Source organism: Staphylococcus epidermidis, from assembly GCF_006742205.1.
GTDB lineage: Bacteria > Bacillota > Bacilli > Staphylococcales > Staphylococcaceae > Staphylococcus > Staphylococcus epidermidis.
This window is the reverse complement of sequence record NZ_AP019721.1, coordinates 62,397-77,085: the sequence shown is the minus strand read 5'-3', so window position 1 is coordinate 77,085 and position 14,689 is coordinate 62,397. Positions and strand designations below refer to the sequence as shown.

The window sequence follows — 14,689 nt, the reverse complement described above, 5'->3', positions numbered from 1 at the left end:
TTAACAATGAGATTTTTCAAATTATTCACTATTATATAGTACAAAATACATATTCATACAAAATTTTGCATTGAATAAATCTATATATGTGAAAACCCTCCCTAAACAATTGTGAATTAAATCACACGATGTTTTTTGAAAGCGTTTTATAATGTGAATGTAATAAAGCAAAGGAGGAATTTGAAATGGTACAAGGACCCATTCAAGTAAATAGTGAAATAGGCAAATTGAAAACTGTGTTGTTAAAAAGACCAGGAAAAGAATTAGAAAATTTAGTACCTGATCATTTAAGTGGTTTATTATTCGATGATATTCCCTACTTAAAAGTTGCACAAGAAGAGCATGACAAATTTGCTCAAACTTTGAGAGATGAAGGAATCGAAGTAGTTTATTTAGAAAAACTTGCAGCAGAATCTATTACTGAGCCAGAAGTACGCGAGAACTTCATAAACGATATATTAACAGAATCTAAAAAGACAATATTAGGTCATGAAACTGAAATTAAAGAATTCTTTTCAAAGTTATCTGACCAAGAACTTGTAAATAAAATCATGGCTGGCGTACGTAAAGAAGAAATTCAACTTGAAACAACTCATTTAGTAGAATATATGGATGATAGATATCCATTTTACTTAGATCCAATGCCCAACCTTTATTTTACAAGAGATCCCCAAGCTTCAATTGGTAGAGGAATGACAATTAACAGAATGTATTGGAGAGCACGACGTAGAGAATCTATTTTTATGACATATATACTGAAACATCATCCAAGATTTAAAGATAAAGATGTACCAGTATGGTTAGATCGTAACTCACCATTTAATATTGAAGGTGGAGATGAATTAGTATTATCGAAAGATGTTTTAGCTATTGGTATATCAGAACGTACATCAGCTCAAGCAATAGAAAAGTTAGCACGTAATATTTTCAAAGATGCAAACACAAGTTTTAAAAAAATCGTAGCTATTGAAATACCTAATACACGTACATTTATGCACCTAGATACAGTACTAACTATGATTGACTACGATAAGTTTACAGTACATGCAGCAATATTTAAAGAAGAAAATAATATGAATATATTTACCATAGAACAAAATGATGGTAAGGACGATATAAAAATTACTCGTTCTAGCAAGTTACGTGAAACACTTGCTGAAGTTTTAGAAGTAGAAAAAGTGGACTTTATTCCAACAGGTAATGGCGACGTTATTGATGGTGCACGTGAACAATGGAATGATGGCTCAAACACATTATGTATTCGACCAGGGGTTGTGGTGACATACGATCGCAACTATGTATCAAACCAACTTTTACGCGACAAAGGAATTAAAGTGATTGAAATTACTGGTAGTGAACTTGTACGTGGACGCGGAGGCCCAAGATGTATGAGTCAGCCGTTATTTAGAGAAGATATTTAAATTTGAAAGGTGGTAAAAGTCACAAGTAATTCATTCATTAAATCAAATAACAAGATTTTTACCACCTTTATTAGGGGAGATTAATATGGATGAAAATAAATTAGGTAAAACTTCCTTAATTGGTTTAGTCATAGGCTCTATGATAGGCGGTGGTGCATTCAATATCATCTCAGATATGGGTGGCCAAGCTGGTGGACTTGCAATAATTATCGGTTGGATAATAACTGCTATTGGTATGATTTCTCTTGCTTTCGTATTTCAAAATTTAACAAATGAGCGACCAGATCTTGATGGAGGAATTTATAGTTATGCTCAAACAGGGTTTGGAGATTTTATTGGTTTTTCAAGTGCTTGGGGATATTGGTTTGCAGCATTTCTAGGTAATGTGGCTTATGCAACCCTATTAATGTCAGCTGTGGGTAACTTTTTCCCTATATTTAAAGGAGGTAACACACTTCCAAGTATTATCATAGCATCAATTTTATTATGGGGTGTACATTTTTTAATACTTAGAGGTGTAGAAACTGCAGCGTTTATAAATAGTATTGTTACAGTAGCTAAATTAATACCTATATTTCTAGTTATTATATGCATGATAGTTGTATTCAACTTCAGTACTTTTAAATCCGGTTTTTATGGTATGACTAGTGGAAGTGTTGGCGTTTTTAGTTGGGGAGATACAATGGCACAAGTAAAAAGTACTATGTTAGTAACTGTATGGGTATTCACAGGGATTGAAGGAGCCGTTGTCTTTTCTGGACGTGCAAAGTCTAAAAAAGATGTAGGAACTGCTACCGTTATTGGTTTGATTTCTGTGCTAGTCATTTATTTCTTAATGACTGTACTAGCCCAAGGTGTCATTCAGCAGAACCAAATTTCAAAACTTGCTAATCCATCAATGGCACAAGTATTAGAACATATTGTAGGTCATTGGGGTTCAGTGTTAGTTAATATAGGCTTAATTATCTCTGTTTTAGGAGCTTGGTTAGGATGGACATTACTAGCTGGTGAATTACCATTCATTGTAGCTAAAGATGGACTTTTCCCGAAATGGTTTGCTAAAGAAAATAAGAATAAAGCTCCGGTCAACGCTTTAATTATTACTAATATATTAGTTCAGTTATTTTTAATTAGTATGTTGTTTACAGATAGTGCCTATCAGTTTGCGTTTTCACTTGCATCAAGTGCAATCTTAATTCCATATACACTCAGTGCTTTTTACCAGGTTAAATATACTATTCAAAATAAATCTAAAGCTAATTTAAAACAATGGATAATAGGAATTATTGCATCTATTTACACAATTTGGTTGGTTTATGCAGCTGGATTAGATTATTTACTATTAACGATGTTGTTATATATACCTGGATTACTCGTATACAGCTACGTACAAAGGGATAATAACAAACATTTGACAAAATTGGATTATACGTTATTCATATTCATCATTGTACTTGCAATAATAGGAATAGTTCGTTTGATTACAGGTAATATTTCTGTATTTTAAGTTATGATTTAAACTAAGTAATTTTTAAGGGGTTTATAGTTATGTATGAAGAAAATATTTATATTAAAAATTCAGAATATGAATTTGATAATAATCTTAAACAATTAGCATCATACTTAAATATTCCTGTTAGTATTGTTAGACCTTATAAAGAGGATTTAACACTTTATCAATATAAAAAAGGACAAGTCATATATCATTCAACTGATCAAATAAAATTTGTATACTTTTTAGTAAATGGTTGTATTTTACATGAATCTTCTAATATTACTGGTGACAATTATTTAAGATTAAGTAAAGACGAAAATATATTTCCAATGAACTTCATATTTAATGAAACCCCTGCACCATATGAAATATGTACAGCTTTGACAGATTGTAAAATATTAACTTTACCGAAAGATTTACTTGAGTATTTATGTAGAAAGCATAATGAAATATTTGAAAGTCTCTTCAAGAAACTTAATGAGACTATTCAATTTCAAGTAGAATATATTATGGCGTTAAGAGCTAATTCAGCTAAAGAAAGAATTGAAAGAATACTACAAATTTTATGCCTTTCAATTGGGGATGATAATGGAGAATTCTATGAATTAAAACAAATTATGACTGTTCAATTAATAAGTAATTTATCTGGACTTAACAGAAAAACTACTGGTGAAATAATCAGAGAATTAAAAATAGAAAATATTATATATCAAGATAAAAGAAATTGGATTATAAAAAAATAACATGAATAAAATATTAATTGAAAAGGAGATATTCAAAATGAAAAATTTAAGAAATAGAAACTTTTTAACTTTGTTAGACTTCACACAAAAAGAAATGGAATTTTTACTTAATTTATCTGAAGATCTTAAACGCGCAAAATATGCAGGAATAGAACAACAAAAAATGAAAGGTAAAAATATCGCTCTACTTTTTGAAAAAGATTCAACACGCACTCGATGTGCATTTGAAACAGCGGCTTATGATCAAGGTGCACATGTAACATACCTTGGGCCAACAGGTTCTCAAATGGGTAAAAAAGAGTCTACCAAAGATACTGCTCGTGTTTTAGGTGGAATGTATGATGGCATAGAATATCGTGGATTCTCACAAAGAGTAGTTGAGGATTTGGCAAAATATTCTGGCGTTCCCGTATGGAATGGTTTAACAGATGAAGATCATCCTACACAAGTACTTGCTGATTTTTTAACAGCTAAAGAAGTATTGAAAAAACCATATAATGAAATTAACTTCACATATGTTGGAGATGGACGTAATAACGTTGCAAATGCCTTAATGCAAGGAGCAGCAATCATGGGCATGACTTTCCATCTTGTATGTCCTAAAGAACTAAATCCAACTGATGAATTATTAAATCGTTGTAATGATATAGCTGACAAAAACGGTGGTGAAATCCTTATAACTGACGATATTGATGAAGGTGTCAAAGGATCTGATGTAATTTACACAGATGTTTGGGTATCTATGGGTGAACCTGATGAAGTTTGGGAAAAACGTATCAAATTATTAGAACCATACCGTGTAACTAAAGAATTAATGAAAAAAACAGGTAATCCACATACAATTTTTGAACATTGCTTACCATCATTCCATGATACTGAAACAATAATCGGTAAACAAATTCAAGAAAAATATGGTCTAACTGAAATGGAAGTAACAAATGAAGTATTTGAAAGTGAACAATCAGTTGTTTTCCAAGAAGCAGAAAATAGAGCACATACAATAAAAGCAGTCATGGTAGCAACATTAGGAGAGTAAATGAAAGGAGGATATAAATATGTCTAAAATCGTCGTAGCTTTGGGTGGTAACGCTTTAGGACAATCGCCTAAAGAACAATTAGATTTATTAAAAAGTACATCTAAATCTCTAGTAAGTTTAATCGATAAAGGATACGAAATTGTAATTAGTCATGGTAATGGTCCACAAGTTGGAAGTATTAACTTAGGTTTAAATTATGCGGCGGAACACAAACAAGGTCCTCCTTTTCCTTTCCCTGAATGTGGTGCTATGAGTCAAGCTTATATTGGCTATCAGATGCAAGAAAGTTTACAAAACGAACTTCATTCAATGGGCATAGATAAAGAAGTTGTTACGCTAGTAACACAAGTTCAAGTTGCAAGCGATGATTCTGCTTTCAATAACCCTACTAAACCAATTGGATTATTTTATACAAAAGAGCAGGCTGATAAATTTACGAAAGAAAAAGGTTATACTTTTGTAGAAGATTCTGGACGCGGCTATCGTCGCGTTGTCCCTTCCCCACAACCTATAAGTATAGTTGAGTTAGATAGTATAGAAACATTAATCACTCATGGAACACTAGTTATCGCTGCCGGCGGTGGTGGAATTCCAGTAATTAAGGAAAATGAAGTTTATACAGGTGTTGATGCAGTTATTGATAAAGATAAAACGAGTGCTTTATTAGCAGCACATTTACAATCTGATCAATTAATCATATTAACTGCTGTGGACCATGTTTACATTAACTATGGAAAAGAAAACCAAAGAGGTCTCGATGAAGTGTCTGTGGATGAAATGAAAAAACATATCTCTGATGGTCAATTTGCTAAAGGAAGTATGCTCCCAAAAGTTGAAGCTGCACTTCAATTTCTTGAAAAAAATACTAAAGGCAGTGTTTTGATTACATCTCTAGCAGGATTAGGGGACGCTTTAGACGGTAAAATAGGAACATTAATTAAGAATTGAAATTATAATACTTTAGTTCAATTACCTTTATAAACAAAAGAGCCTATAATCCTAGGGCACTGAACCCTTAAAACGGGAACTTAATAAAAACACCATGTTCTAGGCTATTAATTCTCTGTATTTTACAGAGGATAAGTAGCCTAGTTTTTGTTGAATTCGATTATTATTATAGTTTTTAATGTACTTTTCGACAATATCTATTACAATATGATTAGAGCGATTAAGCTCATTATTGATGTAAAAAGTTTCAGACTTTAGCGAGGAATGGAAACTTTCTATCGGGGCGTTATCGGCAGGTGTTCCCTTTCGGGACATACTTCTGATAATGCCTTTTTCTTCGCACAATTGATAATAAGCATAAGATGTATAAACGCTGCCTTGATCACTATGTAATATACAACTCTCAGGTATATCGATTTGATTTAATGTATCATTAACTAAACTTTGGTCTTGTTTATCATCTATTTTATACGCCACAATTTCTCCGTTATAAATATCCATTATCGAAGATAAATACAACATAGAATGACCAAATGGTAAATAAGTAATATCGGTTGTTAATACTTCCATTGGACAACTCGCTTTAAATTGTCTTTGTAATAAATTGTCCGTTTTATAATACGGTTTACCTATTCTTGTCGTCTTTTTAGGTCTAACTCGGCAGTTTAAATGATGCTTCTGCATTATTCTCTGTACTCTCTTATGATTAATTGGTGATGTATAACATTGATTAATCAATGCTGTAATCTTACGATAACCGTAGGTATATTGTTTACCAACATGTTGTAAAAATCTATAACTTTCCCCATTTCGATACCATCGCCACCAAGTTTTCACTTGTGTTCTATTTCTAATATTTAATTCTTTCATAATTTCTTTTTTTGAAAATCCTGCTGCTTTCATTTCAACTGCTTTATACTTTGTTTCTACTGAATAAGAAACTCTTTTCATAGAAAAAAACACCTCCGTATGATTCATTTTAATATGAATTCAACGAAAATGTTTTTATATAATTCCCACTAATTGGGGTCAGTCTACATTATTGCTTGGCTTTCGTTTAATTTTATACTTATTTAATAGTTTAATACCTACTGTACAGAATAAACAGTACAGTTATGACGTGCTTTTCGTTGTGATTCTATTATATGTATAGTATTTGAACTTAAAGGGGGGGCTTTGAGGATTTATAGGTTTGACAGTTTTGAACTTAAGGCAAAATATGCGATACCCTGTATAAGCGATGTTTCTTCATTTAGACATAAGTTTTTCAAGTTTTAACTCAATATATATTTAAAATTTCTTTTGATTAGTAGATTTTATTATCAACTTCAATCATCTTACTAAAACACTCAATTTTTTCTTAAAGAAGATTTAGCGATAACTCTATTTGCTTCTGCTACTTTTTCAATTATCTTTTTCATATCTTCAATATTTTCATTGTTTAACTGATTACTTACTTTGTCCAATTCTAAAGCTAACTTTCCGAGACTGCTTCTTTGCTCACTTTCATAATAGTTATCATTAACGTCACATTCAATAAAATAATTTATAATATCTTGAGTATCCTTAATACTAACTTCTATATTTAACATTTGCTTACATCCACTTATTCAAAATTATTTTGTATCTTATATTTTTTAATTTTATTAGTGAGTAATGAAAAATCAAATTTTCTAATTTTCTGATTTACATTAATTTCAGATATCTTCTCAACTAATTTCTTATCAAACAAATTACCTATAATAGTATTTACTGCTTTTATTTTACTATCATATGGTTCACTATAATAATATTTATCGGTTTCGTATTTTATCGTTGAAAGTGGTTCTTTAATATTATCCTCATAACAAATTATGATTAAATTAATAGCATTTGAAAGCTGTAAAGCCACTTCATTATACTGTTTTCTTTGCCTATTAATATTTAAATTACCTTTATTCGTTACGCCCTGCAATTGATTACCTTCATTAATTACTTTAAACGGGTTAAATAAAGGTAATTTATCTTGATTTGATAATTTTAGTAAATCTTCAGCAATATGATAACCACAATTAAACGTACCTAAAACTTTTTTAGAATTACCTTTTAAGCTGTATGAAAAACAGTAATAGCTATCTGTCAGTATGCCGCCTTCACCGTCTTTCTTTTGACCTTCTAATAATTTTAAATGTGATATAGGTGTCACATCATATTTCGCATGAAATTTAAGTCTATTTTCATGACCTCTTAAATTCATACTTAAAAACCCCTTTATTTAAATTTGATACATTATTATTAATTAATCTGATTTTCACTCTTCATCTACTTACTCATATTTTTTACCATCACTTATGATACGCTTCACCCTATCAGTGATATGGCTAAAAAGATATGCAATAAGGTTCTGTTGCAAAGTTGAATTTATAGTATAATTTTAACAAAAAGGAGTCTTCTGTATGAACTATTTCAGATATAAACAATTTAACAAGGATGTTATCACTGTAGCCGTTGGCTACTATCTAAGATATGCATTGAGTTATCATGATATATCTGAAATATTAAGGGAACGTGGTGTAAACGTTCATCATTCAACGGTCTACCGTTGGGTTCAAGAATATGCCCCAATTTTGTATCAAATTTGGAAGAAAAAGCATAAAAAAGCTTATTACAAATGGCGTATTGATGAGACGTACATCAAAATAAAAGGAAAATGGAGCTATTTATATCGTGCCATTGATGCAGAGGGACATACATTAGATATTTGGTTGCGTAAGCAACGAGATAATCATTCAGCATATGCGTTTATCAAACGTCTCATTAAACAATTTGGTAAACCTCAAAAGGTAATTACAGATCAGGCGCCTTCAACGAAGGTAGCAATGGCTAAAGTAATTAAAGCTTTTAAACTTAAACCTGACTGTCATTGTACATCGAAATATCTGAATAACCTCATTGAGCAAGATCACCGTCATATTAAAGTAAGAAAGACAAGGTATCAAAGTATCAATACAGCAAAGAATACTTTAAAAGGTATTGAATGTATTTACGCTCTATATAAAAAGAACCGCAGGTCTCTTCAGATCTACGGATTTTCGCCATGCCACGAAATTAGCATCATGCTAGCAAGTTAAGCGAACACTGACATGATAAATTAGTGGTTAGCTATATTTTTTTACTTTGCAACAGAACCCTTCATTTATTCAATGTTCTGAAGGTGTTTTGAAAAATAGTCTCCAGTCTGCCATATTTGTTCTTGATCCACTTCTGACAATGAGGGATTCGTGATCCATAAATCATTCGTAACTCTTTGAAAAGGATCGTTTTTAAAATGGATGTCGTTTTGGTTTCTAGGTTTTCCTATTTGTTTAAACGTATCAAATGGTACGACCATACGATCCCCCCGAATTTTGTGTTCATCAATACGGACAGCATGTTCACCTTCAAGGGTAATGGTACCGTCAAAAAGGATGAGGTGCATATCTTCTTTTATTGCCTGTAACGTTCACGGCATACCCGAATCGCGCTCAATCAATTCTTGAAAAGTTCTTAAAAAGTCCTTTAATCTGTTATCCACGTTCTGTTCATCCGCAAGTGCCGTCCTTATGCCGTATGAAGTCAAATGAAAGGCAAGAGAAACCTCCGGCACCCCGGCACCAATAATAATGACTTCGAATTCAGTGTATGGATCGATTGAACAACAACTAACCATAAAAACCACCCCTCCAATCTCACGGCCAATTTGGTCAACATATCCTATCATCACTAAGAAAAGCTATCTGATAGCAAAATCCCAGCAAAAAAATTACTGTCCAGTGTTAAATCCCATGTTAATTGCATTGCAGGCATTCGTTATTTACTGCAATCTGCCGATCATTAAATATACATTTACCTAAAATTCATTTATTGGGCATACAATGCTTTTAGGCAAATGTTTAGGAGGTATGGCAATGGATAGTCATTTAAATCACATTTTGTCCTATTGGCAGGGACCACCGTTGGAAGGGGCAAAAACCATAATTAGTAAGTATGGATATCCCCAGGAAGCAACAATGAGACGATTAATTTGGTACAATAGCGGGCCATGGAAACGCACGATAGTATATAAGGATCCAGTCCCTCATAACTTCCCTACCCCTCACCTTGATTTCCTTAAGCAGACCATCGATTATAAAGTGCCCGTACACTTATATGATGCGATTGCCGCTTTTGATGGAAGTGTCTACTTAGATCGAACTACAGGTGAGGCATCAGCAAAGTGTCATGAGGAAGCGATGAATTTTTTATCTTTAAACTTGTTAAATGACATTGTAACTGGCAAACGTGATGTTCAAGGAGCAAAAGCTTTCTACGCCCAAACTGCCGAACAGTTTACCAAATATCATATAACATCTCCTTATACAGAAGGTTTTCTTTTTCCAATGCAATATAATACGGCAGACCTTGGCGTTACATATTTTAAATAAGGTGCCATTTTGGCACCTTATTTACTCCTATATTCAAGAATCCACTTTCTCGCTTTATTAACTCCCCGATATAGGCACAAGCAATTGATCTTTTTATTTATTTGGTTTCCCATAAAATTGGTTTCACTAGATAGAGCTTCGGTTACAGGACATCATCGTAAGGCCAAGATTGACGCAGGCGTAATTGCCTAAGATTAAATGTTACAACAGGACCCATTAGTAGGTCCTGACTCCTCATAACGCGCTCCCAAATGGCGACCCAGTTCAAAGGCATCTTCAACGGGCAAAACGCTCGACTCAGGGTGTTGGTTAAGCCAGTCTTGGGCTGCACTCGGTGAACTGAAAAAGTGAACGTTGTTACAGAAGGCCGACCGAACCGAGGCCATTTCATCTGGTGTAACAATCGAGACAACGGCTGTTGAAGGCTCGACGCTTACAACGCGGTCCGGTTCCACCGTCAACCGTACGGACTTACCGGTGCCGTGACAAGGCGAAGCGATGTGGACCGTCCGGCCGATGAGTGCTGGGAACATAAGTGTGTCAAGGGCGCACCATGCATATAGTTGCTTCCCATCAACCTCGAAGCGATGGGGGGTAGGGACCAGTGTGAGGCCATAACCGACGACACGGCCCTGCTCATCAAGTTCCACACTAGGTAGAGTCTGTAGGACTTGCTTAACTTCCTCGACGGGCTTCCCGGTCTCCGCCGCGATGTCCTCAACGGGGACTGGATCGCCCTCCGCCAGCATTTTTAGCAACGGACGGAATAACCACTCCATAGAGACGGCTTCCCCTTGATCAAAAGTTTGATTAAGTTGGGCTGAGAATTCTGAAATATTTTTCATAAGCTTATTCCTCCTTATATTTTCTCCACTTCATTGTTTTAAGTGCCTCCTGCAACATAGCATTAGAATCAAAAGGAACCATTAGCCTGCACAACAAGATAATTTCGATACGTCTTTATCAAACGTCAAGGCTGCAAGCTTTAATCCTTCAGCCATCGTTAAATAAGGCGCAAAGCTATCCGTAAGGTCTTCAATGGTCAATCCAAATTGAACCGCTAACGTTGCCGCATAAATCACATCTCCAGCATTTTCACTCACAATGTGCGCCCCGATCAATTTCTGGGTTTGGGCGTTGACTACAAGTTTATAGACCCCTGTTGTTTCGTGATTGACTAAGGCCCGCGGTACAGCGTCCAACGGAAGGACCGATGTTTTGACATCGTAACCTTTTTCTTTTGCCTGTTGTTCAGTCAAGCCGACTGTGGCGATCGATGGATTGGTGAAGGTTACGCCGGGAACAAAGCGAAGATCGATTTTGCGTTTCGCTAGACCCAACGCATTATTTGCCACAATCCCGCCTTCATAAGCTGCAACATAAACGAATTGCGGACCGAGGGTCACATCGCCCGCGGCATATATTCGGTTATTCGACGTTTGCAAATATTCATTGGTCAGCACTTCGCCTTTTTTCCCTGTTTTCACACCTGCTGATTCAAGGTTTAAAGTCTCTGTGTTCGGCTTTCTTCCTGTTGCCACGAGGACTTGATCGGCTTCGATGACTTGTTCTTGACCGTTCACTTCAATATAAATGCTTGTCGACTTACCGTTTTGCTCAACCTTTTGATAAGTGACCCCAGTGATCAGGTTAAGTCCTTGCTCAGTTAAGGATTCATCGATGGCTTCGGAAATTTCAGGATCGTAGGTTTTAAACAGACGCTCGCTTCTTTGCATGAGAGTCACTTCTGTTCCGAGGTTGTGAAACATTTGACCTAATTCCGCTGCGATATAGCCAGAACCGATCACTGCCAATCGTTGTGGAACCTCTTTTAATTCGAGTGCGGATGTACTTGTTAAATAATCAACCTCATTCATTCCCGGGATTTCCGGAACAGCCGGAGAAGCCCCCGTTGCGATTAAAAAGCTTTTAGACGTGATGTTTTGTCCATTCACTTGTATCGTCTTATCGTCGATAAACGAGGCCTCGCCACGAATGAGATCAAATCCATATTCTTCGATCAAGTCTATATATTTTTCTTGACGCATTTGACTGACTAATCCATCTTTTTGTTCGGTCAATTGGGCAAGGTCCGCAGCACCGGTACTCGTTTGAAGTCCGGTAAACGGATTGTTTTGGGCGAGACCGTTTATTTCACCGGCACGAAGCATGGTTTTTGACGGTACACAACCGATGTTAACGCAGGTCCCCCCGACGGTTCCCCGTTCTACCATGGCCACTTTCGCCCCGTTTTCATTGGCCTTGATAGCTGCAGAAAACGCCGCACCGCCGGAACCAATAATCAGAAGATCGTAATCGCCATCCCGATTGAAATCTACACTGTTTTCAGAGGGCTGGCTTTCTTCCTCTCCGGGTTGATAGCCGGCTGCCGAAATATTTTGCTTAGCCTTTTCGATCTGATCATCGCTGAGTTCAAAAATGGCCTCACCGCGTCGGAAATCGGCCGAAACACCTTTAGCTCCGGCTTGTTCCAATGCTTCGGTTACATGTTCTTCACAGCCTGTGCATGTCATGCCTTGAATGGGTATTTTATATGAATTTTGAGTCATTTGAATCCCTCTTTCTATTTAAAGTTTGATAGACAGTTCTGTACATTTATCTCATATTTATCTTGTCTCATGTTTCCGATCCACGCTCTCTGGAGGCGTACAGCAATCCGTTTTATTTTTTGTTTTTCCATTGCCTTCAGGAGAATTGTATTTGTTCTTCAACAACTTGCTGAGGATCAGAGCAATCATAACAATGGCCAATGCTGCAAAAATGCCGGTCAACCACCAATTTCCTGTCGCACCAGCAAAGAGGGCACCAATACCTGTGCTCCCTAATGCAACAAGGAGAATCGGTCCTGCGCAACAAAGTAAAGGAACCAATAAAGGAACCAATAATATTCCGAAAAAGGCCCAAACACCCCAGCGGTTACCTTTCGAGCGATTCTCATCCATCATTCTCACCACTCTTTCTAAAAAAATTTTATTCTTTGGTTAAGGTACATACATGGCCTATAGCCTAACTTGAAATTTGTTCGTTTAGCTTTTTTACATCTTTCATCTATTTTTTGTTACACCTGATCGGTTGGATTTTAAAATGTACAAATGCCACCAGAACCGAAATACCAGTAATAAGCCATGTACAAACCGGAGAGGAAAATCACAACAGCTGCTATTTTTTGGATAGAACCCATATAGTTGTGCAGAAACTTCTGTACCAATTGTCGTGAAATCAATGAGACCATCGTGATCGCTGTCACCACAATTCCCATACCAAGGGAGTAGATGATGAACTTGATGATCACGGCCGTTACGCTATTGTCATTCAGCGATGCAGAGACCACCAACATAAAGGCTGGCAAGGTACAACCAAGTGATGTCACGGCATAGGCTATTCCGTAAAAATAGATAGACCATTTCCCTGGCTTGACTTGAAAAGATCCTATTTTAATCGGCAAATGCTTCCCAAATAGCATGCCCAACCCCAATAAAGCAATGAGTATACCCATAACCAATGAAAGAATCGGAAAAATCCCTGTTAGTGCGCTTCCCAATCCTCCTATCAACAAACCAGCCAATACAAAAATCGTTAAAAACCCCGTGGTCATCGCTCCACCAAGCCCTAATCCTTTAAAAATTGCATAGCGGAACGAATGATCCTTTGTTTCGCCTCCAATTAAATAGGAGATATAAGAAGGAAGCAAGGCGATACCACAAGGATTAAAGGCCGCAACCATTCCAGCGGTCAGAATGAAGAGAAACGAAAAACTCATAATTCCACTCCTATCTTTAAAACATGGGGCCAATCCCCGCCATAATCCTGTTTAAATTTCGCAAAGCTTTCTTTTGTATCTGTGTTAGGGTCTAAACTAACTGTGATCAATTGAACATCGTTCGGGTTTAGTTGATGAATTTCCTTAAAGATTTCCTCATTGTATATACAAGATGGACACCAGGTTGCCATAAAATAAATGAGTGTGGGTTTCTCATTAGGTAGGCTGACTGGATTTCCTTGAATGTCTTGAACCTTTGATTCATTCGCGGTATCAGATTCTGCTCCACAAGCTGTTAAACCGATTAACAACACCGTCATTATAGCGGTGAAGGAAATGCGTTTTTTCATTCAAATCTTCCCCCATTTATTTATCAGGCCCTCCCATTAACGTTTCAATAATAGGACAGGTATATATCGCCTTTTCATCTGGACACTTTTCTTTTAATTCCTCTAATAACCGTTGGATTCGTAACAAATCCTGCACTTTCCGCTCGATTTCTTTGGTTTTTTGAACGGTAAAGGCGTACATATCTTTACATCTCTCCCCATCTTGATCAACCACACCAAACAACAGGTGGATTTCCTTTAGCGAGAAATCCAATTCCTTCATTCGTTTAATAAACCGTACCCGATCTGCTGTTTCCTCTGAATATATTCGATACCCTGATTCGTTTCTGGGAGGCCCGGCTATCAATCCTTTCCGCTCGTAATACCGAACGGTTTCTTTATTCACATCACACGCTTTAGCCAATTCACTGATTTTCATCTCCATATTGTCACCTCAATAAAAAGTATAAACCCTGTACCATAGTACACGGTC

General features: G+C 35.9%; 18 protein-coding genes. 7 read left to right on the top strand and 11 right to left on the bottom strand.

The features are described 5' to 3' along the window. The first annotated feature begins 185 nt into the window (after positions 1-185). The 5 genes from arcA to arcC all read left to right on the top strand — a co-directional run bounded on the left by arcA (position 186) and on the right by arcC (position 5,644). Positions 186-1,421: an arginine deiminase gene (arcA, locus tag FNL83_RS00385; RefSeq protein WP_000249804.1), complete on the top strand. Its 1,236-nt coding sequence runs from the start codon at positions 186-188 to the stop codon at positions 1,419-1,421. Between the two features lie 85 nt (positions 1,422-1,506). Continuing rightward, entirely contained in the window at positions 1,507-2,928 is a 1,422-nt protein-coding gene (gene arcD, locus FNL83_RS00380; RefSeq protein ID WP_000344142.1) for an arginine-ornithine antiporter, read from the top strand. A 41-nt stretch (positions 2,929-2,969) separates the two neighbouring features. Beyond that, positions 2,970-3,659 (top strand): Crp/Fnr family transcriptional regulator, encoded by a 690-nt coding sequence (locus tag FNL83_RS00375; protein ID WP_000272781.1) that lies wholly within the window; start codon positions 2,970-2,972, stop codon positions 3,657-3,659. Between the two features lie 37 nt (positions 3,660-3,696). Next, a complete protein-coding gene (gene argF / locus FNL83_RS00370; RefSeq protein WP_000793596.1) occupies positions 3,697-4,695 on the top strand; it encodes an ornithine carbamoyltransferase in 999 nt (332 codons plus the stop codon). A 19-nt stretch (positions 4,696-4,714) separates the two neighbouring features. Further along, on the top strand, positions 4,715-5,644 hold the full coding sequence (gene arcC, locus FNL83_RS00365) for a carbamate kinase (RefSeq protein WP_000036756.1): 930 nt from the start codon (positions 4,715-4,717) through the stop codon (positions 5,642-5,644). Between the two features lie 99 nt (positions 5,645-5,743). Here arcC and FNL83_RS00360 read toward each other — a convergent pair whose 3' ends face one another. From FNL83_RS00360 to FNL83_RS00350, 3 genes are all read right to left on the bottom strand, one after another. After that, the gene (locus FNL83_RS00360) at positions 5,744-6,595 is read right to left on the bottom strand and encodes an IS3 family transposase (protein WP_000832687.1); all 852 of its coding nucleotides are present in this window, start codon (positions 6,593-6,595) and stop codon (positions 5,744-5,746) included. 398 nt (positions 6,596-6,993) lie between these two features. Next, positions 6,994-7,236 (bottom strand): hypothetical protein, encoded by a 243-nt coding sequence (locus tag FNL83_RS00355; protein ID WP_000931963.1) that lies wholly within the window; start codon positions 7,234-7,236, stop codon positions 6,994-6,996. 14 nt (positions 7,237-7,250) lie between these two features. Beyond that, positions 7,251-7,880 (bottom strand): hypothetical protein, encoded by a 630-nt coding sequence (locus FNL83_RS00350; RefSeq protein WP_001053439.1) that lies wholly within the window; start codon positions 7,878-7,880, stop codon positions 7,251-7,253. Between the two features lie 199 nt (positions 7,881-8,079). On the opposite strand from FNL83_RS00350, the gene FNL83_RS00345 reads away from it, so the two are divergent. Next, complete coding sequence (locus tag FNL83_RS00345; protein ID WP_002409346.1) at positions 8,080-8,754, top strand: IS6-like element IS257 family transposase; 675 nt, start codon at positions 8,080-8,082, stop codon at positions 8,752-8,754. A 65-nt stretch (positions 8,755-8,819) separates the two neighbouring features. Here the strand turns inward: FNL83_RS00345 and FNL83_RS00340 are convergent, their stop codons facing one another. Continuing rightward, positions 8,820-9,014 carry a hypothetical protein gene (locus FNL83_RS00340; protein WP_000261373.1) on the bottom strand — a complete coding sequence of 65 codons (195 nt, stop codon included), beginning with the start codon at positions 9,012-9,014 and terminating at the stop codon, positions 8,820-8,822. Between the two features lie 111 nt (positions 9,015-9,125). Further along, positions 9,126-9,383: a hypothetical protein gene (locus FNL83_RS12155; protein ID WP_001802814.1), complete on the bottom strand. Its 258-nt coding sequence runs from the start codon at positions 9,381-9,383 to the stop codon at positions 9,126-9,128. A 187-nt stretch (positions 9,384-9,570) separates the two neighbouring features. Between FNL83_RS12155 and FNL83_RS00330 the strand changes: the two genes are divergently transcribed. Next, complete coding sequence (locus FNL83_RS00330) at positions 9,571-10,086, top strand: hypothetical protein (protein ID WP_000377077.1); 516 nt, start codon at positions 9,571-9,573, stop codon at positions 10,084-10,086. 194 nt (positions 10,087-10,280) lie between these two features. Here FNL83_RS00330 and merB read toward each other — a convergent pair whose 3' ends face one another. From merB to merR, 6 genes are all read right to left on the bottom strand, one after another. Continuing rightward, on the bottom strand, positions 10,281-10,931 hold the full coding sequence (merB, locus tag FNL83_RS00320) for an organomercurial lyase MerB (protein ID WP_000790334.1): 651 nt from the start codon (positions 10,929-10,931) through the stop codon (positions 10,281-10,283). An 81-nt stretch (positions 10,932-11,012) separates the two neighbouring features. Then, a complete protein-coding gene (gene merA / locus FNL83_RS00315; RefSeq protein WP_057504652.1) occupies positions 11,013-12,656 on the bottom strand; it encodes a mercury(II) reductase in 1,644 nt (547 codons plus the stop codon). 57 nt (positions 12,657-12,713) lie between these two features. Further along, positions 12,714-13,052, bottom strand: a complete 339-nt coding sequence (locus tag FNL83_RS00310; protein WP_000968575.1) for a hypothetical protein — start codon at positions 13,050-13,052, stop codon at positions 12,714-12,716. Positions 13,053-13,186: 134 nt separating this feature from the next. Further along, entirely contained in the window at positions 13,187-13,867 is a 681-nt protein-coding gene (locus tag FNL83_RS00305) for a cytochrome c biogenesis CcdA family protein (RefSeq protein ID WP_000010351.1), read from the bottom strand. Further along, the gene (locus FNL83_RS00300; protein WP_000746201.1) at positions 13,864-14,217 is read right to left on the bottom strand and encodes a TlpA family protein disulfide reductase; all 354 of its coding nucleotides are present in this window, start codon (positions 14,215-14,217) and stop codon (positions 13,864-13,866) included. The genes FNL83_RS00305 and FNL83_RS00300 overlap by 4 nt, the downstream gene beginning before the upstream one ends. Before the next feature lie 16 nt (positions 14,218-14,233). Then, positions 14,234-14,641, bottom strand: a complete 408-nt coding sequence (gene merR / locus FNL83_RS00295; RefSeq protein ID WP_000425271.1) for an Hg(II)-responsive transcriptional regulator MerR — start codon at positions 14,639-14,641, stop codon at positions 14,234-14,236. Positions 14,642-14,689: the final 48 nt, after the last annotated feature.

What these genes read in the sequence shown, in the direction of transcription:
- arcA (WP_000249804.1), top strand. Translation starts at nt 186, where the DNA reads ATGGTACAAGGACCCATTCAAGTAAATAGTGAAATAGGCAAATTGAAA.
- arcD (WP_000344142.1), top strand. Translation starts at nt 1,507, where the DNA reads ATGGATGAAAATAAATTAGGTAAAACTTCCTTAATTGGTTTAGTCATA.
- FNL83_RS00375 (WP_000272781.1), top strand. Translation starts at nt 2,970, where the DNA reads ATGTATGAAGAAAATATTTATATTAAAAATTCAGAATATGAATTTGAT.
- argF (WP_000793596.1), top strand. Translation starts at nt 3,697, where the DNA reads ATGAAAAATTTAAGAAATAGAAACTTTTTAACTTTGTTAGACTTCACA.
- arcC (WP_000036756.1), top strand. Translation starts at nt 4,715, where the DNA reads ATGTCTAAAATCGTCGTAGCTTTGGGTGGTAACGCTTTAGGACAATCG.
- FNL83_RS00360 (WP_000832687.1), bottom strand. Translation starts at nt 6,595, where the DNA reads ATGAAAAGAGTTTCTTATTCAGTAGAAACAAAGTATAAAGCAGTTGAA.
- FNL83_RS00355 (WP_000931963.1), bottom strand. Translation starts at nt 7,236, where the DNA reads ATGTTAAATATAGAAGTTAGTATTAAGGATACTCAAGATATTATAAAT.
- FNL83_RS00350 (WP_001053439.1), bottom strand. Translation starts at nt 7,880, where the DNA reads ATGAATTTAAGAGGTCATGAAAATAGACTTAAATTTCATGCGAAATAT.
- FNL83_RS00345 (WP_002409346.1), top strand. Translation starts at nt 8,080, where the DNA reads ATGAACTATTTCAGATATAAACAATTTAACAAGGATGTTATCACTGTA.
- FNL83_RS00340 (WP_000261373.1), bottom strand. Translation starts at nt 9,014, where the DNA reads ATGGTCGTACCATTTGATACGTTTAAACAAATAGGAAAACCTAGAAAC.
- FNL83_RS12155 (WP_001802814.1), bottom strand. Translation starts at nt 9,383, where the DNA reads ATGATAGGATATGTTGACCAAATTGGCCGTGAGATTGGAGGGGTGGTT.
- FNL83_RS00330 (WP_000377077.1), top strand. Translation starts at nt 9,571, where the DNA reads ATGGATAGTCATTTAAATCACATTTTGTCCTATTGGCAGGGACCACCG.
- merB (WP_000790334.1), bottom strand. Translation starts at nt 10,931, where the DNA reads ATGAAAAATATTTCAGAATTCTCAGCCCAACTTAATCAAACTTTTGAT.
- merA (WP_057504652.1), bottom strand. Translation starts at nt 12,656, where the DNA reads ATGACTCAAAATTCATATAAAATACCCATTCAAGGCATGACATGCACA.
- FNL83_RS00310 (WP_000968575.1), bottom strand. Translation starts at nt 13,052, where the DNA reads ATGATGGATGAGAATCGCTCGAAAGGTAACCGCTGGGGTGTTTGGGCC.
- FNL83_RS00305 (WP_000010351.1), bottom strand. Translation starts at nt 13,867, where the DNA reads ATGAGTTTTTCGTTTCTCTTCATTCTGACCGCTGGAATGGTTGCGGCC.
- FNL83_RS00300 (WP_000746201.1), bottom strand. Translation starts at nt 14,217, where the DNA reads ATGAAAAAACGCATTTCCTTCACCGCTATAATGACGGTGTTGTTAATC.
- merR (WP_000425271.1), bottom strand. Translation starts at nt 14,641, where the DNA reads ATGGAGATGAAAATCAGTGAATTGGCTAAAGCGTGTGATGTGAATAAA.